The organism is Paraburkholderia phytofirmans OLGA172 (assembly GCF_001634365.1).
In the GTDB taxonomy this organism is placed as follows: Bacteria; Pseudomonadota; Gammaproteobacteria; order Burkholderiales; family Burkholderiaceae; genus Paraburkholderia.
On sequence record NZ_CP014579.1, the window covers coordinates 1 to 21258 of the forward strand.

The following is a 21258-nucleotide window of genomic DNA, read 5'->3' on the forward strand; positions in this document are numbered from 1 at the left end:
GGTGATTTGCTAGACGGTGTTTGTATTGGGTTGCAGGACGCTTTGGGTGGGGATTTTAGCGGGTGCCGGCGATCGAGTGGGGCGACTGGGCGAGGTGGGATAGGGTGATCGGGTTTCGTTTGGTTGTGCAAGGGGCTTTGCCTGTTGGTGATGGTGTCGTTTGATTTATGCGCATAAAGCGGGGGGTGAGGTTGTCTTCACGTAACGTGGGGCGATGCGCATCGTTCCGCGGAACGCTTCGGCTCGTATTGTGTGGGCCTGCTTCTGTATTCATGAACGCGCGGCAGCCAATCCGAGCGTCCAGGCGCCTTGCCGCCTTGCCGCCTTGCCGCCTTGCCGCCTTGCCGCCTTGCCGCCTTGCCGCCTTGCCGCCTTGCCGCCTTGCCGCCGTGCCGCCTTGCCGCCTTGCCGCCTTGCCGCCTTGCCGCCGTGCCGCCGTGCCGCCGTGCCGCCGTGCCGCCGTGCCGCCGTGCCGCCGTGCCGCCGTGCCGCCGTGCCGCCGTGCCGCCGTGCCGCCGTGCCGCCGTGCCGCCGTGCCGCCGTGCCGCCGTGCCGCCGTGCCGCCGTGCCGCCGTGCCGCCGTGCCGCCGTGCCGCCGTGCCGCCGTGCCGCCGTGCCGCCGTGCCGCCGTGCCGCCGTGCCGCCGTGCCGCCGTGCCGCCGTGCCGCCGTGCCGCCGTGCCGCCGTGCCGCCGTGCCGCCGTGCCGCCGTGCCGCCAGGATCATGCATCGATCCGCGCTGCCACATCCCACCGTAGCGACGACTCGATGGTCGAGTAACGCCAGAGGGGTTTATGCGCATAAAGATGTCTACACGAAATGGCTCGCGGGGCTCGATAGTGACCCGCATATGCCACTTGCCGCCAACAGCCGGGCCACGCAAAAACGATGTGGCGAGGCCAGATCTGGCCAGGCGGGGTCGCGTCGAATCCATATGGCCGATGCGCCCAGCTATATCCAGGGGTGTCACCCCACATCACACAGGATCGCGCGGCCACTTCTCCTCCTTTCGCCACCTCATATCTGATATCTCCCAGACGCCGCCAACGTGTCACCGTTGATCGCGCTTCACAGCCGCTACGCTGTCGCTTGCCATGCCCCCATCCTTTATGCGCATAAACCTATCCCAAACGGCTAATTCTTCTCGCGTTTACACAAAAACGATTGAAATGCGAATTCATCCAGGTAAAATCCATCTGCGTCTAAAAAGAGGAGGTGAAGATTGGCAGCAGAAATCATCGCGGTAACTCAGCAGAAGGGCGGGGTCGGGAAGAGCACAATCGCGATGCACCTCGGCGCTGCGTTCCATGAGAAAGGCAAACGCGTCCTCGTCGTAGACGCAGATGGTCAAAACACACTGATCCATTGGGCCAGTGCATCATCAGACGGCGACACCGGCATCCCCTTTCCAGTCGTCAACCTCTCCGAAGCCGGCAGCCAGATCCATCGCGAGATCAAGAAGTTCGTGGCGGACTACGACATCATCGTCGTCGACTGCCCGCCCTCCATCACCGAGAAAGTGTCCGGCGTCGTGTTGCTCGCGGCGAGCGTCGCGATTATGCCAACGTCGTCTTCGCCCGCCGACTATTGGTCGAGCGTCGGACTGGTCAAGCTCGTGCAGCAAGCCCAGGTCATGAACGAGGACCTGCGAGCAGTCTTTCTGCTGAATAAGACCGAAGAGAAGCGAATGCTGACGCGCGAACTGAAGCGCGCGTTGGAAGAACTCGGCTTCCCACTGCTTAAGACCCAGATCCCGACGCGCGAAGCCTACAAGCAGGCAATGGCGTTAGGGCAGACAGTGCTTCAGATGAACGATCGCGGCGCCAAGCTCGCCGCCATCGAAGTACGGGCGTGCGCCAACGAGATCGCAGCCTTGCTCCCCTGAATTTATGCGCATAAAGGACCCTGAATGAAACCCTCCCAATTCGCCAAAGGCTTTCAAGCACGTCCTGATACGACCAGCAGCGAAAAGCGAACCGCCCTCGACCGCCTGAATGCGATCGACGGTATGGTCAAGACTGGCGATGTACCGAGCCGCACGATCCACCCGGTCATGCCGCAGGACGTCGCGGAAGTCGAAGCAGCCGATATCGCCAATGAGTCGGCGGCCTACCGCGCGTGGCGGATCGAACACGCTTACCGTCCGGGCCAGGTCATCGAGCTCGCGCTCAAAACGATCAAGCCGAGCCCGTTCAATCCGCGCCATTTCTATCTGAAGTCGTCGATTGCCGAGCTTGCCGTCAATCTGGCGAAGCAGGGGCAGCAGCAGGCGATTCACGTCATCCCCGATTACGACAATCCCGGCACCTACTTTGTCAGCGACGGCGGCCGGCGTGTACGGGCGCTCAAAGAAGCGAACAAGGAATCGGTGAAGGCGATCGTTATCGACCTGCCGATCGGCATTCAGAGCTACAAGCTCGGCTACGACCTCAACGTCCAGCGCGATTCGCAGACAGTATTCGACAACGCCGTCGTCTGGAAACGCTTTCTCGACGATCGGCATTTCCAGAGCCAGAAGGAGCTCGCCGAACATCTTGGATTGGACGAGTCGACCGTCGCAGTCGCGCTGTCGATCGCAAAGCTGCCCGAGGAGGTGATGCATGAGATGGTCGCAAGGACCGACCGCTTTGGTTCAAACATGGCGTATCAGGTGGGCCGGTACCACACTGCCCGAGGCGCCGACGCTACGCTACGCCTGATCAACAAAATCCTCTCGGACGACCTGAGCACGCGGCAGGTCGCGGACATCGTGAAGGGCAGGGCAAGCGCACAGGAAAGTACCAAGCCGGCGGGTCGGCAGCGCTATGCGCAGCGTCTGGAAATCAAGCTCGGCGGTGTCTCAGTCGGCGACCTGAAATCGTATGGGGACGATCGAATCGAACTGCGTCTGAAGGGGCTCACACGTGAAAAGCGTGACGACATCCTTCGTCAGATTGAAAAGATGCTGAAGTAACAGAGGGGAAGAGTCAGCAGGAAAAGACACGGCGGCGCACGAGAGTGGCCGCCGTTTTTCTTGATGCGCTTTTGATGATTACGCCGCGCGCGATTGGCTCAGCGTGAAGGCGAGCAGGTCGCCATCGGTGGGTTCGCCCCACGTTTTGCGCGCCAGCCAATCGAAGAACGCCGTTTCGACGATCTTCGAGTCCAGTCCACGACGGCGCCAGTCGTCCCGCATGTGCGTGCCGAGATCCGGCAACTCGTCTTCCTCGAACGACTTCCGCGCGACCTCCCGCTCGGACTCGCCTTGCTCGTCGTAAAGCTCGCGTGCTTCCTTGCGGCGAACCGCCGAGTACTCGCCAAGCAGACGCGCTTTCAGATCGTCCGCCGGCGCGGCCACCGCGGCTTTGCCACCGCTACCCGACTGCAGCGCCTCGACCGGCGGCGCATAGCCCTTCTTCAATGCATCCTTGAACAGAGCCGGCGCGCTACGCACAGCGGGCAAGGACGTGCTGCGCATGCGTTGCTCCGTCATCTGCAGCGCCGCGCGAATCCGATTTTCTTCGCTATCGGCGTACAGTGTTTGCGCTTCTTTCAACGGAATGCCGATCTTCACCATCCGGTCGACCAAGGTGCTGTCGAACACATTCGGGTGTTCGTCGAGTGCAAGCATGGGCTGCTTGCGCTCGGTCACGCGAAACTGGATTTCGGCGACACGCCGCCCTTCCCGGTGCTCGATCAATTCGACAAAGATGTTGGTGACCGCATTCACCTCGGCAATGGCCGGGCGCAGGTAATCGCGCTTGAAGTACTTGTACTCCCGCTTCGCCTCGTCGCCCGCTTCGGTGTCCGGGGTACCGGAGAGGATAGGGCGCCACCATTCCCACGATTCGCGCATCGTCAGATGGCTCGGGTTGGTCAGGTAGCGAACGCAAATCTCGTAAAGTGCGAGGCCCGCGCTACTGCGCAGCTGGCTCTGGAACTGCAGACTCAGCCGCGCATACTGAACCGGATCGAGCAGCTTCTTCTTGATCTTCGGCGCGAATGAGAACTCCACCCAGACGCGGCGGGTGGTGGGATCTTCGAGAATTTCCGCGTCGGCAATCAGCGTGGAGATACCCCATTTCCGACCCGGCTTCTGGCTGGACGTGCCCGTGCTCCATTCGACCTGCACCGACACCATACGCCGCAGGTGCTCTTTCACGAGCGCCGTATCGTTCGAATCGAATGCCGAATTGGCGACGATGTCGGACAGCAAGGCCCGATACGTGTCGCCAGACTCGTCAGCTTGCTGAGCGACGGCAAGGAGAACGTTGAACAGCTTGCGGGTGAGGAGCGTGATCTTGCCGCTCTTGGGCTGGATGGCGATCGCCTCGACGGCCTTGCGCAATTCGGCCGAGCTCGGGCTGACTACATCTGTCTTCTTCGCGCGCTTCGTGGCCATGCGTCTGGTCGAGGAGGGATTTGGCGAGAGCATACCGGCTGTGGTGATACACGTCTATAGCATGCGTCTCACCGTTCGCGGTGAAGTGAGTTTACGAGGCGCAACTCACCTCGAGCAGCTCCCGAAAAACCTCACCTCACCCGCTTCTCGCCAGGTTCAGGGCATCCTTACAGGTCACGGCCTCCCGAAATACCGACCGATTTTCCGACTGCCGCGAACGGCAGCGATTCGATCCCGAATCTTCTCACCTCAAAAAATTCTCGTGAATTTGGGCCATGCGCACCTTGCGAGTTGGGCGCCTCACATTGAGTCGGTCGCGCAAACGCGCTTCGGCCCTTTTCAGCCGAGAGGGGAGGGGCAGGACCGGCAAGCGCGCCGAATCGCCTACCCAAGCAGGTACGGCAACTAAGCTCGCCGGAATGCACCCCCGTCGATCGCGGCCATCTGGCGTTCACCACGCAGCTACGCACGACAATCGCTACTTGTCCATTTGAGTTAATGGCTGCCAGCCCCGGCAGACAGACGCCCCGTTCACGCCGGCACGAGATTCGAGTCGGGACAAATGCTCCCGAAAAAGCTCACCTTAACCTCTGCTGAACGCTCGGAACGACGCGGCCTCCAGACGTGGTGGCCTGAAAAAACACCGATAAATACTCCCGAAAAGCCTCACCAATGAGTTGAAAAGAGGCTTGCGCAGGTCACGAAAAAGCCCCCCGAAAAACCTCACCTTTGCGCGGTGCGCAAAAAATTATTCAATAATTTCATGGAGTTACAGAGTAGCGGCTAGCGGAGCCATGAATACATGGTCCCGCATATCCTCACCCTTAACGGCTTTTCGGTGAAATCTGGCATCTTGGGTCACAACCCGAATGGCCCCGAAAAACCTCACCTTAAGAATTCAGCAGCCACAAAATCGGAACGGCGCCGACAGCGTCTGTAGGGCTTCTCCGGCCCGTCGTAGGGATTTTGGTCCTGTATTTCCTCACCTTAGCGATCGCGAGCGCCCAAAAAGACTCCCGAAAAACCTCACCTCTGGCCCCAAACAGGCAATTTCACGAGCCGGCGATCGCCTCGATCCACTTCTCCCGAATTCGCTCACCTTTCCCCACGGGTTAGCAACGACCCCATTGATGCTGCGGACAGAATTTCAGGCGAAATCGAGTTCAGCTCCCGCAAACGCTCACCTTAAGCTCCCGAATGCACAAAATTGAGGCAAAAACAGCGCCTCGTCCCCGGAAAGTCTCACCTTCGGTTCGCGTTTTCTCCTGTCTTGACTCACCAATGGGGTTTACGAGGCCAGAATAAGGTCAAAAACTGGGGTCCACGGCGGTCCCGAAAGCGCTCACCTTGCCGGCAGCCGGGCTCTGAACCGACTTTTGAGTGCTGCCGGGCGATCTGGGATGCCTAGGTCCCGCAAAATCTCACCTTTAGCCAAACCGCACTTTTGGGTCGGCTCCTGAACCCGCTCACGTTCTGTCCCGGACCCGCTCACCGAGGCCCCCGAACCTCATCACTCGACACTCCCGCAAGACCTCACCACCCCTCCCGCAAAGCTTCACCTTACCGGGCTGAAACCCCTGCCTGGTAAGGGTTTGCCGTGGCGTTAACGTTTTTAACATGGGTTCAAAGGTGTTTACTTTTATTACTCTCTAGAATTTCCCCCGCGTGTCCTTCGGACAAGACCTTTCCCCCAACCCAGCTCCCATGACATGTTCGTGAAACAGTGCGCGACCAGAAAGAAACCGATGAAAACTCTTTATTTACAAAGGCTTATTGGCTAATCTTCGTTTTGTTTCACGGGAAAACTCTGCTTGCCCCAATCTCTCGACCTACCCGCACCCCTGAAACACGCCATCTAGCCAAAAAACACTCATCACAAACAAATACGTAGCAAACAATACGTAAATTGTTATGATCAATCCAATTCGAGCGACGTCGAGGTAGATATGAATCTGGACCAGGAACGACAAGCCATCCGTAACGAGCTTGAATCGTTGAGGGCGAGTGGGGCACGGCGGCAGGACTTGTCACTGCATGCTTGCAAGCGGCTCTTTTTCGACTTGGGGATTCGTCCGTCCATGGCGGCCGTTCGCGACCTGACCCAAACAGGCAGCGCAAGCGACATTCCGAAAGACATCGACCACTTCTGGGAACGCATCAGAACGGTGTCGCGCGTAAAAGTCGGTGCCGGCGCGATCCCGAAAGCACTGGAAGACCGCGCCGGAGAACTGTTGGGCGCACTCTTTGAGGAAGCCGTCGTCCATGCCCGCTCGACCCTTGACAGCGAGCGCGAGGAAATTCGGACCCAAGTCGCTGCAGCCGACCAACGCGCACGAGAGGCGGAAATTCGCCGCGACGTGTCGGAAGAGGCGATCAAGCGCAGCGAGCTGAGAGCTGAAGCCGCGTGGGAACGCGTCCGCGCACTCGAGACTGAGCTATCCAGCACCACGACACATGGGACCGCTCACCAGGAAGGCTTGCAAGCAGCGGTGCGCCGGCTCGACGGCGAAAACGAAACGCTGCGTCAACGCCTCGATACCGAGCAGGCGACCAACGCGGCGCTCCGCGACCGTATCGATGCGCTCCATGTCGAACTGCGCCAAAGTACCGAACACTATGCGCAACAGATCAAAGACGCCGTCGCCGAAGCCGAGCGGCGTGTGAAGCCGATGCTGGTCGAGCTCGATTCATTACGCAGCATGGCCGCCACCTATCAGTCGGGGGTGCGTGATGCAAGCCGCAAGGAATTCGAGTTTATCCAGCAGATCGCCACAGCCAAGTCGCGCGGAGACCGGCTCGACGCGCAACTGCGCGAGCAATCGGACGAAGTAGATGCTTTGACGAAAGAAGTTGCCATGCTGCGCGGGCAACAGGGCATCGACCCGACAATCGGGGGCCTGCTGTGTGCGCTGGTCGAAGCAGGCAGGCTCACGACCGACGAGCTTGCAGTGATCGGCACCGCGGCGGACGGCCATATCACGCTGCCGCTGCGCTGCCCGAAATGCGAGGAAGGTGAGCCCGAACTCTCGCAGGTGGATCACCGCTTCGAATTGCAGTGTCCTGAGTGCGATCACTCGTCAGGGCTCGGTGAATCAAGGCTGGAGGCGGTTAGCCGGTTTCTATCGCGAGCTTCGATTGCAGCGTCGGCATGACGCGCGGCGCGGACGTTCTGGACGTTCTAACGGCCAAATCGTCAAAGGTGAGGAAATTCGGGACCCCAAGGGTGAGGTTTTTCAGGGTTCGGCCGATCCCCCTTTTCTCGTCAAACGCCCGTCGAGCCTGGGTGTTGGCAATGGTGGCGCGGCTGGATCCGGCTCATTGACGACCGGCGAATCCTGCTGATCCATCCACCTTTGCCACGCCCGATACAAACGGTTGGCGGACACTGCCTGCACAAATCCCAGCCATTGCCCGACCAGTTCTGCCTCAACCCCGCTCTCGAACAGGTCCGCCGCGAAGGTATTGCGCAAAGTTTGTGGACTGGCGCGTGAGGTTCGCGACGCGGCAATTCCAGCCGCGTCGATCAACGCGTCGACTGCGCGCAGCATTGTTGCCTTGTGCATCGGGCGTCCTGAAGGCGAAGCGGGAAAGACCAGATTGCCGGCCAATTCGGAGAGGCGCCGTTCGGCGAGCCATGCGTCGAGAATGGCGGCTGCGAAAGGCGCGAGCCGGGTCCGCCGCGTCAGCATCGGATTTGCGGACTCGATCGTGACCCAGGGTGAGCCGGCATTCACGCAACTAACCGTAAGCACCGCGGCCTCGCCCGTCTTGAGTCCGCCGCCGAGAAACACCGCAATCAAGGCACGATCGCGTCGCTCTCTCCAGCGTTGCGCTGCGGACAAGGCCGGCAAGGGCGAAAACAGATGCGCGATGAGCGCGGCTCGCTCGGCATGGTTAAGAAAACCGGTCGGTTCGTTGTCGCGTGCATTTCGCCATGCTGCTTCGCCATCCTGAGCAATGAAGCGTGCAGGATTGGTCGACGCGGATTCGATTTCGCGGACATGATCAAGCACCCGTTCAATGAGTCGCAAATACCTGACGCGTTGCGGTTTTCGGATCGCAAGGCCGCCCACGAATTCAGCGATGGTTTGCATATCGACCGTGACCAGACTCTTTTGACGAACGGCAAGCCAGTCGAGGAAAAGCCCCCACTGCGCTTGATAGACTTCAGCGGAAGAGCGCCTGAAATGCTGCTTGGCAAGCCATGCGTCGAACGCGATTTGCGGATCGCGGCGCCAGTCGTCGCGTTCCCGATCGAAGAGATCGGTTGACGGTGCAGGGCGCGGGACCGGGTCGGACAGATGAGGAGGTGACATACGCTATTTTTCCGTTAGTTGCGCGTATTGTAGGTGGCAGCCGACGAAAGTACAGCGCTTGAGTCAGTCGCCCCACGCCCGCGCGTGCCTTAGCGGAGCGCCCTTAGAGGCAGGTTGCGCGGCGCGGCGTGCCGCCTCTTCATAGGCCGAGACGGCAAACGCGAATACCGCGGGCAACGCGGTGGAGGTGCCGAAGTCGACCGCCTCGTCCGTTTCCGGATAAGGCAGCTCGGACGGCCGCTGGAACAGGCCAAGCATGATTGCGTCGTGTCGGCTGGCAAACCCGAGATCCGCCAATGCTTCGGCTTCGATTGCGTGTAGCAGGCGCCACGAGAGTGGGACCTGCTGGACGATGTAGCGCGCAGCGATATTGCGCACGATGTGTTCAAGATCGCGCGCCGCGGTTTGATAGCGCAGCGCGGCCAGAGCATGCTCGGCTTGGTCGGTGGTCAGGTCGTTCATTATCGGCTCCAGTCGATACCCCATACTGTACAAATATACAGTGTCCGGTGCAACCTCGCCCAAACGACAATTCAGTCCAACTCCGACATCAACCAGCAGCGGTGCGCCCGCCCCTCAGCCGTGAATCACCACTAGCAGCGCTTTCGCCTCGCCTTTTCCGGCGTTACGAATTGCGTGCGGCTCGTCGGCGACGTAGCGCGCCGTGTCCGCGGCCTTGAGCCGCTTCGTCGTGCCGGCCGCCTCGATCTCGATCGATCCCTGCAGCACGGTCAGATGCTCGCGCGTTCCGGGTTCGTGCGCGTTCGACACCAGCGCCCCGCCCGGCTGCAGCGTCAGTTCATACCACTCGAACTTGCCGGCCAATTCGATCGGCCCCCAGACACGCAACTGGTACTTGGCCTCGTGCCCGCTCAAAGTCGGGATGTCGTGAGGGCCGGAGACGGCGATCGCCTCCGGCGCCTTCTGCGGCGCGAACAGCGAATCGAGGCTGACGCCGAGCGCGTTCGTCAGACGCCAGGCGACCGCGATCGTCGGATTGGCCTTGTCGCGTTCGATCTCCGAGAGCATCGATTTCGATACGCCGGCCGCGCGCGACAGGTCGTCGAGCGTCATGCGCCGTTCGGCGCGCAGACGCTGAATCTGCTCGCCGACGCGAGGCGGCGCCGCGATCGCCGGGACCGAACTCGCGCCCGAAGTGGGTGCCGCGTTGGCTGCTGCGCGGCGGATTCCCGAACTTGCCATTTACTGACCTATCGTTTAGAGTTGTTCGACATACCGGATTTTAGTTCGAAAAAACGAAAATATCCGATAAAACTGACAACCGACTATAACAGCCCGCCTCGACGCCGAACATGCTCCACGCGCCGAGCATGTCGTCCACAGGCGCATCACCCTTTCAGGAGTCTGGTTCATGCGTGACCTTTACCTCGCCCATCTGCGCGGCACTCTCGAGCAGATCCGCGCTGACGGGTTTTACAAGAACGAGCGCGTGATCGCCAGCCCGCAGTCGGCTGACGTGCGTCTCGCGAACGGCACGGAAGTGCTGAATTTCTGCGCCAACAACTATCTCGGTCTGGCCAACGACGAACGGCTGATCGAGGCCGCGAAGCTTGGCCTGGATAGCGACGGATTCGGCATGGCGTCGGTGCGTTTCATCTGCGGCACGCAAACCGTGCACAAAGACCTCGAAAAAGCGCTCGCCGCATTCCTGCAAACCGACGACTGCATTCTCTACTCCAGCTGTTTCGATGCAAACGGTGGTTTATTCGAAACCCTGCTCGACGAAAGCGACGCCATCATCAGCGACGAGCTGAACCACGCGAGCATTATCGACGGTGTGCGGCTTTCGAAGGCGAAGCGCTTTCGCTACAAGAACAATGACCTCGCCGATCTCGAAGCCAGGCTGAAAGAAGCCGATGCCGCCGGCGCGCGCTTCAAGCTGATCGCGACCGACGGCGTGTTTTCGATGGACGGCATCATCGCCAACCTCGTCGGCATTTGCGATCTGGCCGACCGCTACGGCGCACTGGTGATGGTCGACGATTCGCACGCGGTCGGTTTTGTCGGCGAACATGGGCGCGGCACGCCGGAACATTGCGGTGTGCTGTCGCGCGTCGACATCATTACCGGCACGCTCGGCAAAGCGCTGGGCGGGGCGTCGGGCGGCTACGTCGCCGCGCGCCAGGAAGTGGTCGATCTGCTGCGTCAGCGTTCGCGCCCCTATCTGTTCTCGAACACGCTGACGCCGAGCATCGCTGCCGCCTCGCTGAAAGTGCTCGAATTGCTCGCCAGCGACGAAGGTGCGCAACTGCGCGCGCGCGTGCGTGACAACGGCGCGCACTTCCGCCGCGCGATGAGTGCGCTCGGCTTCACGCTCGTGCCCGGCGAACACCCGATCATTCCAGTCATGCTGGGCGACGCGCAACTCGCATCGAACATGGCCGACGCGTTGTTGAAGGAAGGCGTGTACGTGATCGGCTTCTCGTTCCCCGTGGTGCCCAAAGGCCGCGCGCGCATCCGCACGCAAATGAGCGCCGCGCACACGCCGGAACAAATCGATCGAGCCGTCGACGCATTCGCGCGAGTCGGCCGTCAACTCGGCATTATCTGAAGCGGAGGCGCACATGAAAGCATTGGCAAAACTCGAACGCGCACCGGGCCTCACGCTGACGGATGTGAAGAAGCCCGAAGTCGGTCACAACGACGTGATGATCCGCATCACGCGCACCGCAATCTGCGGTACCGATATCCACATCTGGAAATGGGACGACTGGGCACAAAAGACGATTCCGGTACCGATGCATGTCGGCCACGAATACGTCGGTGAAATCGTCGAAATGGGTCAGGAAGTGCGGGGCTTTGCGATCGGCGATCGCGTGTCGGGCGAAGGACATATCACCTGCGGCTTCTGTCGCAACTGTCGTGCAGGACGCCGGCATCTGTGCCGAAATACGGTAGGCGTCGGCGTAAATCGTGAAGGCGCATTCGCCGAATATCTCGTGATTCCCGCGTTCAACGCGTTCAAGATTCCGCCCGAAATCTCCGACGATCTCGCCGCGATCTTCGATCCGTTCGGCAACGCCACGCATACGGCGCTGTCGTTCAACCTGGTCGGCGAAGACGTGCTGATCACCGGCGCGGGGCCGATCGGCATCATGGCTGTGGCGATTGCGAAACACGTCGGCGCACGCAATGTGGTGATTACGGACGTCAACGACTATCGCCTCGAACTCGCGCGCAAGATGGGCGCGACGCGTGCGGTGAACGTCTCGCGTGAATCGTTGCGCGACGTGATGACGGATCTGCACATGGCCGAAGGTTTCGACGTCGGGCTGGAAATGTCAGGTGTACCGAGCGCTTTCACGAGCATGCTCGAAGCGATGAACCACGGCGGCAAGATTGCGCTGCTCGGCATTCCGCCCGCGCAGACCGCGATCGACTGGACCCAGGTCATTTTCAAGGGCCTCGAAATCAAGGGCATTTACGGCCGCGAGATGTTCGAGACCTGGTACAAGATGGTCGCGATGCTGCAAAGCGGGTTGGACCTGTCGCCGATCCTCACACATCGTTTCAAGGTCGACGATTATCAGGAGGCGTTCGCCACGATGCTATCAGGCGAGAGCGGCAAGGTGATTCTCGACTGGACCGCCGCGTGAGCTAAAAAAACGGCACACGCAGGCGCATCCGCTGAAATGCAAAGCCTGAAACGCAGAGTCTGAAACCAAACGCCCGCACCGCGCTCATGCGCCTGCGGGCGTTTTAACGAACTCAGCCTGAACGCGCACATGAATATCGTCGCCAACAGCCGGGTACCACGTCGACAAACCGAATTTCGCGCGGCTGAAATGACCGTCTGCGGAAAAGCCGAGCGTGTCTTTCTTCGTGAGTGGATCGGGTGCGAAGCCGTTGAAGGTCACATCGAGCGTCACGGGTTGCGTCATGCCGTGAATCGTCAGATCGCCGGTCAACGTGCCGCGCGATTCGCCGGTGCGCTCAAAGCGCGTGCTGGCGAAGCGCACCTCCGGATAGCGCGACACGTCGAGCATGCTCGCGCTTTTTACCATCTTGTCGAGTAGCGGCACATTCGTATCGATGCTCGCGGCGTCGATCGTGATCGTTGCGCTACTCCTGTCCAGCCCTCCTTCGTTCCAGTCGAGCTGTCCCTGCTTGCGGTCGAAGCGCATGGTGAAGCGCGAATACTTGAAGTGATCGATATCGAAGGTAATGCTGCAATGGTCCGGGTCGAGGTCGTAGCGTCCGGCCGGCACGCGCGCCTCGTTCTGGCTAACCGTATGGGTGAGCACTCGCACCGGCGTACAGGCCATTGCCGTCAGCAGCGTTGCGCTGAGCAGCGCACCTAAAAACGTTCTGCGGATAGTAGAGCGATTCATGAGGTTCGTTCCAGTTGATCGATCGTCACCACGATAACAGTAAGCGTAACCGACACGCCGAGGCACACAAAAACTTGACGAAGGAGAATGATCATTCTACCCTTCGCGCATGGCTACTCAAAACCCGACTGAATGGGCTGCGTCCGGCAGCGCGCGTGAAAGGCTGCTCGACGCTGCGGAAGCGTTGATCTACGCCGGCGGCATCCATGCAACCGGCGTCGACGCGATCGTCAAGCAGTCCGGCACTGCGCGCAAAAGCTTTTACACGCATTTCGAATCGAAAGACGCGCTTGTCGCCGCCGCGCTGGAGCGGCGCGACGAACGCTGGATGAACTGGTTTATCGCGGGCACGCGGCAACATGGCAAGACTGCGCGCACGCGCCTGCTCGGCATGTTCGATGTGCTGTGCGAATGGTTTGCGTCGGAGGATTTTCATGGTTGCGCGTTCCTGAACGCCGCCGGCGAAATCGCCTCCGCGGAGGATCCGATCCGGATCGTCGCACGCGAACACAAGGAACGCCTGCTCGCGTTCGTGCTAACCCAGTGCAATGAATACGCGGCTGAATCGGGCATGGGCGCGCGTCGCGCCGCGCGCTTGTCGCGCCAATGGCTGATCCTGCTCGACGGCGCCATCGCCGTGGCGCTGGTGAGCGGCGAGGCCGACGCCGCGCTCGACGCGCAAGCTGCCGCAGAAGCCTTGCTCGATACCGAGTCCGCAAGCGAATCGGACCCACTCGCAGGTCGATCAGCGGGCAAGTCGCGAGGCACAGCCCCAAGCAAACGGCCGCCGTCCCGGCGCACCGCCACCTGACTGAGAAACCACCATGGCTGACTCGATCGAAACCCGCCCGCCACTCCCGCCGTTCACACGCGAAACCGCGATCCAGAAGGTGCGCGCCGCGGAAGACGGCTGGAATACCCGCGACCCCGAGCGCGTGTCGCTCGCGTATACGCTGGATAGCGTCTGGCGCAACCGCGCCGAGTTCACGCAAGGACGCGCGGAGATCGTCGGACTGTTGCGCCGCAAATGGGCAAAGGAACTCGACTACCGCCTGATCAAGGAACTCTGGGCATTCACGGACAACCGCATCGCCGTGCGCTTTGCCTACGAATGGCACGACGACTCGAACAACTGGTTCCGTTCATACGGCAACGAGAATTGGGAGTTCGATGAACACGGACTGATGGCGCGCCGTCATGCCAGCATCAACGATCTGCCGATCCGCGCGGCCGAGCGTCTTTATCATTGGCCGCTCGGCCGACGTCCCGACGATCATCCCGGCCTGTCCGACCTCGGCCTCTAGATATTTCTCCGACATCGAAGGTGGCCACCTGCCGGGTGCTCACCGCTCTGCCATCGGTTCTCCGTTATGGTTGCATCTGCGCCGCGGGGCATGTCCTGTTCCCGCGCGCCCGAGCGTGTCCTCCACATCGCCGGTGCGGGTTGAGGTACAGTGCGCGACGGGCGGCAAGCAGGAATACCTGGAACATGGATGACACCGGCACTCGACCGGTGACGGAGAGCACATGCATTTTCGGCAGATCAGGAAGGATATTCGGCGTACCGCCGTGGCGCTCGTCGCGAGCTTGGCTGCGGCCTCCGCGGCCTATGCGGGCAACTGGTGCGAGGGCGGCGTATGGGTCGATGCAATGCTCGGTTCCTATCACATCAACCCCGACCCAAATACTCATTTCGAGCAATTCAATCCTGGCCTTGGCGTCGAATGCTGGCTCAACAATCAATGGGCGCTGACTGCTGGCGGCTTTCGCAACTCGCTGCGGCGGCCTTCATACTATGGCGGCGGCGTCTGGGCGCCCGAGTTCGCGCACTGGGGCATCGTGCGGATCGCGGCGATCGGCGGGATCATCTCCGGCTATAACTACGGCAATTGGGGCCTGGGTCGCAACCACACGATCGGGCCGGTGGTTGCGCCAATCGTGATGGTGGACTATAAGCGCGTCGGGGCTAACTTTATTGTGATTCCGCCTATCCCCTCGGACGATCTTCCATTCACGATCGGGTTCCAGTTGAAGGTGAAGTTCTAAATCTGGCGTAATAGGCCCCGTGCCTGGCGTAAAAAGCCGCTTGCGGGCGCGTGGACGGACCGCGGCGAAAATATTCGCTATCACTTCGGCATCTCACACGCTATAACAGGTATTTGCAGGGCGATTATTACGTGTCGAGGGGTCCACAAAATCCGTTGGCACTGCCAGTTCGCACGCCACCTTGCGCCCCGGGACTTCGGCTCGGCGCACTGCTCTCCGTATTTTCATAACCACCTAAAACTTTGGCCTCGGGCAATTCGCCCGCGGACCCGAAGAGCGTTCGCGCGTCCGAAAATTTCCGATCTATGTCGACGTCCGGGCACGAGGATAACGAATCACATCGGTGAAAAACGCACCCTTAATTTAGGAGCTAAAAATGAAATTACACCTGATGGCGGCTTCTGCCGCCGGATTGCTTGTCATGGCCGGGTTTGCGCATTCGCAAAGCATGCCGGAGACTCAACAACCAGCCCAGCAGGAAAACGCAGCGACTCAGCCTGCCCCTTCCGATACGGCGACGCAGGGATACGGTGGCATGCCCGACACGAAAATGCAGAGCGGCGCAAAACACACGAAGCCCTGCAACATCGACCCACAATGCAATATCTTCTTCGGTGGGAGCTAAAGACAAACTGAGGTCGCGCGGGATAACGACGGCAAACAAAACGGACCCGAGCCGGGAGGCGTGACTGACGTCAGCGCATCCTGCGCGGCCATCCAGTCAAAGGTGAGCGATTTCAGGATGGTGAGGAATTCCAGGAGATGGCATCGTCGTTGTCAAAGGTGAGGAACGCCAGGAAATATCGTCAACACAGCCAAAGGTGAGAATTTCCATGGAGTCCTCCTTGTGGACGCTCGCCTCCACAACCGGCGCGCAATGGCCGTTGCGGTACTCGCACGCCGCGAGTGCCAGCTGGCACGGGGCGGTCAGCAGGGAAGCTGAAAGCCCATAGGTGAGAACATTCGGGAGCGCGTGCGGTGACAATGTGGCTACCTGTCGATGCATTTTCGATTCGAAGGTGAGAAGATTCGGGATGCCTCCCCGAACGCAGCCACCTGCGAGTTTTTTTTCCAGTCACATGGAGAACTTCTCCCATGACGCCCGGCGCTTTTGGCGAAGAAATCAAGGCGGCACTCATGCCGCACGCCGACGCTCAACGCGCGCTTTTGCAAAAGCCTTTGCAAAAGCGCTACGCACCGCAATGCGCAAATAAATGGGCTTTAAATAACGGCATCAAAACCAAAAACTTTAGAAGAATATTTAACTCCTCGGGCGTGCTCAAAAACACCGTAGTCATCGCTCAGTAACATGCGACCGGAATAATGGCCTGTGCTGTAGACACGACCAGATTTCGCAAAGAACGCGCTGCCCCGATCGAGGGCCGACGCAAAAGGCCACACCCGGGGGGTTCACATGACTATCCGTCATCGCATCACGCTATTGGTTGTCTTGATGTTTGTCGCCTTGTCGGCGATCGGCGGCTACGCCGTGTATCAGACGCGCGGCAGCGCAGCCGAAGTGCGCAAGGTGACGGAAGGCGTCGTGCCCAGCGCGCTGGCTTCCGCTGACCTCGTCTCGCAAGTCAAAGACGTACAGCTCGCAACCATGACGTTGGTCTACGCGCCGGACGCCAACATGGTCGCCCAGGCACAAGACGAACTGAAGAAGAAAAAGGCCTCGTTGCAACAGGCCCTCGCGCTGCAGGCCAAAGACGCCGCGAGCCACGCCCAGCAAGGCCTCGTCTCCCAGGCCAACGACAGCCTCGAGAACTACTTTTCCGCTATCGCCGAGACGGCGAAAATGAAGGCCGACGGCAAGAACGAGCTGGCGCAAGCCTATCTGTTCGCCAACGTCGCGCAGTATCGCGACGAACTCGAAGGCATCGTTGAAACCCTGCGCGTCGAGAAGAACCGCCAGAAAGACGAGGCGATCACCGCACTGAACGCCACGCTTTCCACCACCACGACGGCCATCGCCATCGTCACCGGCATCGCGATCATTCTGCTGACCTCGATCGGCTCGCTGCTCTACCGTCAGATCACTCGCCCGCTTAGCCGCATGCAAGCCATGATGAGCGAGATCGCGTCGAGCCAGGATTTCACGCGGCGCGTGCCGGTGGGCCGGCTGGACGAGATCGGCCATTCGATCGTCGCCTTCAACGGCATGATCGAAAAGATCCAGGAAAGCTCGGCGCAACTCAAGCAGAAGACCGCCGATATCCAGGCGATGTTGCAGAACATGCAGCAAGGTATTTTGACGGTGATCGACGGCGCCGTGATTCACTCGGAGTACTCGGCGTATCTGGAAGACATCTTCGAAACGAAAGACATCGCCGGGCGTGGCCTGATGGATCTGGTGTTCTCGGATACCGATCTCGGTTCGGACGTGCTCTCGCAAGTGGATGCAGCCGCACATGCGTGCCTCGGCGAAGACTGCATCAACTTCGCGTTCAATCAGCATTTGCTGGTCGGCGAAATTTCAAACCGCATGGCCGATGGCCGGGTGAAGATTCTAGACCTCAGCTGGTCGGCGATCACAGACGAAAACGACGTGATCGTGCGTTTGATGCTGTGCGTGCGCGACGTCACCGAACTGCGCAAGCTCGCTGCCGAAGCCAGCGAACAGCGCCGCCGTCTCGACATGATCGGCGAGATTCTCGCGGTGAGCGAAGAGAAGTTCCATCACTTCATCGAAAGCTCCGCGGGTTTTGTCAGCGAGAACGAGCGCATCATCCGCAAGCATTCGGAAGCGGACCATGCGGCGATCGCCGAACTGTTCCGCAACATGCACACCATCAAGGGCAATGCACGGACCTATAACCTGGCGCATCTGACCAATGTCGTTCATGAAACCGAGCAGAGCTATCACGAACTGCGCCAACCGGACGCGGACCGCTCGTGGGATCAGGAACACCTGATGCAGGAACTGACACGCGTGCGCGAGGCGATCGAGAGCTACGCCAGGATCAACGAACAGAGCCTCGGCCGCAAGGCCAAAGCCGGCGCAAACAACGCCGGCAATGCGGGCCGTTACGTGATGGTCGAGAAGGACCAGATTCAGCAGACCCTGAGCATGCTGGACAAGACGAACGCCGGCGAACTCCACGAATTGCAGTCGATGCGCGATGCGATGCGCCGAACCTTGCGCGCGCTCGGCAGCGAAAGCGTGCGCGACGCGCTGTCCGGCGTGCTGGACTCGCTGCCTTCGCTCGCACAAGAGCTGGGCAAGCCGGCGCCGACCGTGCGTATCGACGACAACGGCTACCGTCTGCGCGGCCAGGCGGCCGGCACGCTGAACAACGTGTTCATGCATCTGTTGCGCAATTCGATGGACCACGGTATCGAAACCGTCGAGGCGCGCAGCGCACACGGCAAGACGCCGGCTGGCACGATCGATATCGAAGTGGGCGTCGACAACCGCGCGCTGCAGATCACGCTCAGCGACGACGGCCGCGGCCTCGCGCTCGAACGGATTCGCGGGATTGCCGTCGAGCGCGGCTGGATCGGCAGCGACGAACAACTGAGCGACGAAGCCATTGCCGAATTCATTTTCCGGCCGGGCTTCTCAACCGCAGCAACAGTCACGGAAGTGTCGGGCCGTGGCGTGGGCATGGACGCCGTGCGCGATTTCCTCAAGCGCGAGAACGGCCGCATCGAACTGCGCTTCACCGACGATCACAAGGGCGCATCGTTCCGCCAGTTCCAGACGATTGTCTGCCTGCCGGATAGCGTTGTTGTCGATACGCTGGGTGTGGAAGCGCGCGGCGATGCCGGCGAAGTGCAATTTGACGCGATAACGGTTTGAACGTCGGTCGAACGCGGATTGACGCGCTTCACGACGGACTTTGGAAGGATAGGTTGTGATTCAACAGTACGTCTTGGCGGCAGTGGCAGGCAGCGCGGTGACCGCGCTGCTGGCATTGGTCGCGCACAAATTGCACAGCACGAGGCTGACGGCACGGCTCTCCGCCGAAGCCGATGTCCGGATCAAAGCGCTGTCGGCGGAACAGGCGGACCATGGTGAAGCGATCCGCGAACGCGAACAGGCCGTGCAAGAGATGGAAGCGTTGGCCGCGCAGTTGCGTGAGGAGCTGAGGCAGCAATCGGCCAGCGTCGACGAGCTGCGCGCAACGCTGAAAGCAGCCACTGACGACAAAGACCAGTGGGCGCATCAGGCACAACAGATCGCCGGCGAAGCCGCGCGTCTGAAGAGCCTCGGCGCGACATTCGAGCGTTGGCACGAGCAGATGATCTCGCTGATGACGCAGAACCACGACATGCACGCGAAGAATCAGGAGCTGTCGTCGATCGTCCGGCATGTGGTGATCGTGTCGCTGAACGCGTCGATCGAGGCCGCGCGTGCAGGTCCGGCCGGACGCGGCTTCGCGGTGGTGGCAAGCGAGGTCCGGGCGCTCGCCGCGCGTTCTGAGGAATTGTCGAAAAGCTATCGCGACAGCCTGCACCGCAACGATCTGACCACCACCTCCACCTTCCAGGACATCCAGGCGGGCGGCAAGATGATCGCGGCGTCGCTCTCGAGCGTCGAATCGCTCGCCAACCAGTTTCACTCGAAGCTGCACCAGGTGCCGATGTGATCACGGGCAACGCCAAGGACAGCTTCGAGCGCATTTTCCGCAAAGCGGCACAGGCGCGCCTGCCGCTGGATTCCGGCGATGCGTGCGAGATCGCGCCGCTCGCCGGGGCCGGCACAGGCGCAACGAAGGACACCCAGGTGGTCGTGCTGACCATCTCGTCGATTGTGTTCAGACTACTGCTGATCCTTCACTTCGACGAAAGCGACAGCACCCGCAACTACTACCTGAAAGAGTCCGACGAACGCCCGTTCCAGGAAGCGTTTCTGGAAATCTGCAATTTGTGCTGTGGCGCGATGAATCAGGAACTGCTGCATTACTTCCCGGACCTCGGCATGTCGACGCCCTATGTATTGAGCGCGCGTTGTCTGGGGCATCTGCCGGAATTGAAGCCGGGTTTGCTGTCGTCGTATTCGATCACGCTTGGCGGTTCCGTGCAGCTTGCTGCGACGATATGCGTGTGCGCCCATGCGCCGATCGACTTCGTGGCGGACACGAGCACGATCGAAGACTCCAGCGGTGAGCTGGAGTTGTTTTAACTGTCGACCACGACGCCGATATTTGCAGTGAGCAGGAACGCGAAATGAACATGAACAAACCGGTCAGCAAGGTGCTGGTGCTGGACGACTGCCCGGCGCACAAAGAGGCGCTGAAGCGCTTCTGCGACGAGAACAATCTGGTCGGTGTGAAAGTCGGCAAGAACCGCTTGCAGTCGGTGCTGCGCTCGAACATCGATCTGGGCGCGGTTCTGTTCGCCGAAGGCTACGGCGGCTCGGCCGAAGCGAGCGCCGAGATCGCGATCAGGATCAATGCGGTGCGCCCCGAGTTGCCGATCATCATGCGGCGGGATCATGATCCGAGTGTCGACGGTTTGCCGGAGAGCTTGCGCCGCGTGGTCTGCGCAACGTACGTCGCGCACGATATGGCGCCCTTGCGGAAGGTGATCGACGAATACATCTTCAGCCTGGATTATCCGAACGCGTTAGTGCGTGGCATTGCCGACATGACGCAGGCGATTCTCGGCGACGTGTTCAAGAACCTGAGCATCACGTGCGACACGCCGTATATCGTGCGCGACAGGATTATCTTCGGCGAGGTGTTCAGCCTGATTCCGCTGGAAAGCGCGTGGTGCCGCGGCTACATGATGATGCAGGCGGAAGAAGCGCCGATTCTCGAACTGCTCGATCGCTCTCGGATGATCGACAACGCGGAAGACGGCGAAGCAAACTTCCGCGATCTGAATGGCGTGCTCGGTGAGGTGACGAATCTGATCTGGGGTTCGTTCAGGAACCGCTATGTCGGCGATGCGGACGCCTGGTTGCGCAGCCAGGTACAGGTGCCGCTGCTGGTGAATCACAAGCACAAGTACATCTCGTTTGGCAGCGGAAATCCGCAGCTGTGTTTCATGTACTCGCTGACTGACCCGCAGTCTGGCCGGTCGGTCAAGCTGCATCAACGTTTTGTGTTCAGCCTGAGCTGGTCGCCGGAGGACTTCAAGGAAGTCACGAACGATGTCGGCGCGATGGTCGAAGCGGGCGAACTGGATCTGTTTTGAATGTTGTCATAGGAAAA

Annotated in this window: 19 protein-coding genes and 2 pseudogenes; 15 read left to right on the forward strand and 6 right to left on the reverse strand. The window is 60.5% G+C overall.

All coding sequences use genetic code 11. From position 1 onward, the window contains the following. Positions 1–270: 270 nt before the first annotated feature. Positions 271–729 carry a hypothetical protein gene (locus tag AYM40_RS20470; protein WP_148662250.1) on the reverse strand — a complete coding sequence of 153 codons (459 nt, stop codon included), beginning with the start codon at positions 727–729 and terminating at the stop codon, positions 271–273. Positions 730–1221: 492 nt separating this feature from the next. Here AYM40_RS20470 and parA point away from each other — a divergent pair, with 492 nt between their 5' ends. From parA to AYM40_RS20480, 3 genes and pseudogenes are all read left to right on the forward strand, one after another. Further along, entirely contained in the window at positions 1222–1884 is a 663-nt protein-coding gene (gene parA / locus AYM40_RS20475; protein ID WP_063498136.1) for a ParA family partition ATPase, read from the forward strand. A 24-nt stretch (positions 1885–1908) separates the two neighbouring features. Next, positions 1909–2017 (forward strand): annotated as a pseudogene (locus tag AYM40_RS43720) (chromosome partitioning protein ParB); the annotation flags it as partial. A 65-nt stretch (positions 2018–2082) separates the two neighbouring features. Continuing rightward, positions 2083–2952, forward strand: a pseudogene (locus tag AYM40_RS20480) (ParB/RepB/Spo0J family partition protein); the annotation flags it as partial. A gap of 78 nt (positions 2953–3030) precedes the next feature. Here the strand turns inward: AYM40_RS20480 and AYM40_RS20485 are convergent. Further along, positions 3031–4380 (reverse strand): replication initiation protein, encoded by a 1350-nt coding sequence (locus AYM40_RS20485; RefSeq protein WP_063498138.1) that lies wholly within the window; start codon positions 4378–4380, stop codon positions 3031–3033. A 1946-nt stretch (positions 4381–6326) separates the two neighbouring features. On the opposite strand from AYM40_RS20485, the gene AYM40_RS20495 reads away from it, so the two are divergent. Continuing rightward, the gene (locus tag AYM40_RS20495; RefSeq protein ID WP_063498140.1) at positions 6327–7532 is read left to right on the forward strand and encodes a DNA-binding protein; all 1206 of its coding nucleotides are present in this window, start codon (positions 6327–6329) and stop codon (positions 7530–7532) included. Between the two features lie 81 nt (positions 7533–7613). On the opposite strand, the gene AYM40_RS20500 is transcribed toward AYM40_RS20495, so the two are convergent. The 3 genes from AYM40_RS20500 to AYM40_RS20510 form a co-directional block, all read right to left on the reverse strand. After that, positions 7614–8696, reverse strand: coding sequence for a tyrosine-type recombinase/integrase (locus tag AYM40_RS20500; RefSeq protein ID WP_063498141.1), 1083 nt, complete (start codon positions 8694–8696; stop codon positions 7614–7616). Positions 8697–8759: 63 nt separating this feature from the next. Beyond that, entirely contained in the window at positions 8760–9158 is a 399-nt protein-coding gene (locus tag AYM40_RS20505; protein WP_063498142.1) for a DUF2471 family protein, read from the reverse strand. Between the two features lie 114 nt (positions 9159–9272). Then, positions 9273–9899 carry a helix-turn-helix domain-containing protein gene (locus AYM40_RS20510; protein WP_063498143.1) on the reverse strand — a complete coding sequence of 209 codons (627 nt, stop codon included), beginning with the start codon at positions 9897–9899 and terminating at the stop codon, positions 9273–9275. 169 nt (positions 9900–10068) lie between these two features. Between AYM40_RS20510 and AYM40_RS20515 the strand changes: the two genes are divergently transcribed. Further along, the gene (locus tag AYM40_RS20515) at positions 10069–11268 is read left to right on the forward strand and encodes a glycine C-acetyltransferase (protein ID WP_063498144.1); all 1200 of its coding nucleotides are present in this window, start codon (positions 10069–10071) and stop codon (positions 11266–11268) included. Between the two features lie 13 nt (positions 11269–11281). Beyond that, a complete protein-coding gene (gene tdh / locus AYM40_RS20520) occupies positions 11282–12313 on the forward strand; it encodes an L-threonine 3-dehydrogenase (protein WP_063498145.1) in 1032 nt (343 codons plus the stop codon). An 84-nt stretch (positions 12314–12397) separates the two neighbouring features. On the opposite strand, the gene AYM40_RS20525 is transcribed toward tdh, so the two are convergent. Then, on the reverse strand, positions 12398–13048 hold the full coding sequence (locus AYM40_RS20525; RefSeq protein WP_063498146.1) for a YceI family protein: 651 nt from the start codon (positions 13046–13048) through the stop codon (positions 12398–12400). A 109-nt stretch (positions 13049–13157) separates the two neighbouring features. On the opposite strand from AYM40_RS20525, the gene AYM40_RS20530 reads away from it, so the two are divergent. The 9 genes from AYM40_RS20530 (at position 13158) to AYM40_RS20570 (ending at position 21241) form a co-directional block, all read left to right on the forward strand. Further along, entirely contained in the window at positions 13158–13859 is a 702-nt protein-coding gene (locus AYM40_RS20530) for a TetR/AcrR family transcriptional regulator (RefSeq protein ID WP_063498147.1), read from the forward strand. Positions 13860–13872: 13 nt separating this feature from the next. Then, positions 13873–14352 (forward strand): DUF1348 family protein, encoded by a 480-nt coding sequence (locus AYM40_RS20535; RefSeq protein WP_063498148.1) that lies wholly within the window; start codon positions 13873–13875, stop codon positions 14350–14352. Between the two features lie 223 nt (positions 14353–14575). Further along, a complete protein-coding gene (locus tag AYM40_RS20540; protein ID WP_063498149.1) occupies positions 14576–15094 on the forward strand; it encodes a hypothetical protein in 519 nt (172 codons plus the stop codon). A gap of 376 nt (positions 15095–15470) precedes the next feature. Further along, positions 15471–15719 (forward strand): hypothetical protein, encoded by a 249-nt coding sequence (locus AYM40_RS20545; protein WP_063498150.1) that lies wholly within the window; start codon positions 15471–15473, stop codon positions 15717–15719. A gap of 470 nt (positions 15720–16189) precedes the next feature. Then, positions 16190–16402 carry a hypothetical protein gene (locus AYM40_RS20550; RefSeq protein WP_063498151.1) on the forward strand — a complete coding sequence of 71 codons (213 nt, stop codon included), beginning with the start codon at positions 16190–16192 and terminating at the stop codon, positions 16400–16402. A gap of 106 nt (positions 16403–16508) precedes the next feature. Further along, on the forward strand, positions 16509–18899 hold the full coding sequence (locus AYM40_RS20555; RefSeq protein WP_063498152.1) for a HAMP domain-containing protein: 2391 nt from the start codon (positions 16509–16511) through the stop codon (positions 18897–18899). A 55-nt stretch (positions 18900–18954) separates the two neighbouring features. Beyond that, positions 18955–19689, forward strand: coding sequence for a methyl-accepting chemotaxis protein (locus AYM40_RS20560; protein ID WP_063498153.1), 735 nt, complete (start codon positions 18955–18957; stop codon positions 19687–19689). After that, entirely contained in the window at positions 19686–20225 is a 540-nt protein-coding gene (locus AYM40_RS20565; RefSeq protein WP_063498154.1) for a hypothetical protein, read from the forward strand. The genes AYM40_RS20560 and AYM40_RS20565 overlap by 4 nt, the downstream gene beginning before the upstream one ends. Positions 20226–20269: 44 nt before the next feature. Then, positions 20270–21241 (forward strand): chemotaxis protein CheX, encoded by a 972-nt coding sequence (locus AYM40_RS20570; RefSeq protein ID WP_063498155.1) that lies wholly within the window; start codon positions 20270–20272, stop codon positions 21239–21241. Positions 21242–21258: the final 17 nt, after the last annotated feature.

Bases quoted from the DNA above. Each gene is read 5' to 3' on its own strand.
- AYM40_RS20470 (WP_148662250.1), bottom strand. From the start codon at position 729: ATGCATGATCCTGGCGGCACGGCGGCACGGCGGCACGGCGGCACGGCG.
- AYM40_RS20485 (WP_063498138.1), bottom strand. From the start codon at position 4,380: ATGGCCACGAAGCGCGCGAAGAAGACAGATGTAGTCAGCCCGAGCTCG.
- AYM40_RS20495 (WP_063498140.1), top strand. From the start codon at position 6,327: ATGAATCTGGACCAGGAACGACAAGCCATCCGTAACGAGCTTGAATCG.
- AYM40_RS20500 (WP_063498141.1), bottom strand. From the start codon at position 8,696: ATGTCACCTCCTCATCTGTCCGACCCGGTCCCGCGCCCTGCACCGTCA.
- AYM40_RS20505 (WP_063498142.1), bottom strand. From the start codon at position 9,158: ATGAACGACCTGACCACCGACCAAGCCGAGCATGCTCTGGCCGCGCTG.
- AYM40_RS20510 (WP_063498143.1), bottom strand. From the start codon at position 9,899: ATGGCAAGTTCGGGAATCCGCCGCGCAGCAGCCAACGCGGCACCCACT.
- AYM40_RS20515 (WP_063498144.1), top strand. From the start codon at position 10,069: ATGCGTGACCTTTACCTCGCCCATCTGCGCGGCACTCTCGAGCAGATC.
- tdh (WP_063498145.1), top strand. From the start codon at position 11,282: ATGAAAGCATTGGCAAAACTCGAACGCGCACCGGGCCTCACGCTGACG.
- AYM40_RS20525 (WP_063498146.1), bottom strand. From the start codon at position 13,048: ATGAATCGCTCTACTATCCGCAGAACGTTTTTAGGTGCGCTGCTCAGC.
- AYM40_RS20530 (WP_063498147.1), top strand. From the start codon at position 13,158: ATGGCTACTCAAAACCCGACTGAATGGGCTGCGTCCGGCAGCGCGCGT.
- AYM40_RS20535 (WP_063498148.1), top strand. From the start codon at position 13,873: ATGGCTGACTCGATCGAAACCCGCCCGCCACTCCCGCCGTTCACACGC.
- AYM40_RS20540 (WP_063498149.1), top strand. From the start codon at position 14,576: ATGCATTTTCGGCAGATCAGGAAGGATATTCGGCGTACCGCCGTGGCG.
- AYM40_RS20545 (WP_063498150.1), top strand. From the start codon at position 15,471: ATGAAATTACACCTGATGGCGGCTTCTGCCGCCGGATTGCTTGTCATG.
- AYM40_RS20550 (WP_063498151.1), top strand. From the start codon at position 16,190: ATGACGCCCGGCGCTTTTGGCGAAGAAATCAAGGCGGCACTCATGCCG.
- AYM40_RS20555 (WP_063498152.1), top strand. From the start codon at position 16,509: ATGACTATCCGTCATCGCATCACGCTATTGGTTGTCTTGATGTTTGTC.
- AYM40_RS20570 (WP_063498155.1), top strand. From the start codon at position 20,270: ATGAACATGAACAAACCGGTCAGCAAGGTGCTGGTGCTGGACGACTGC.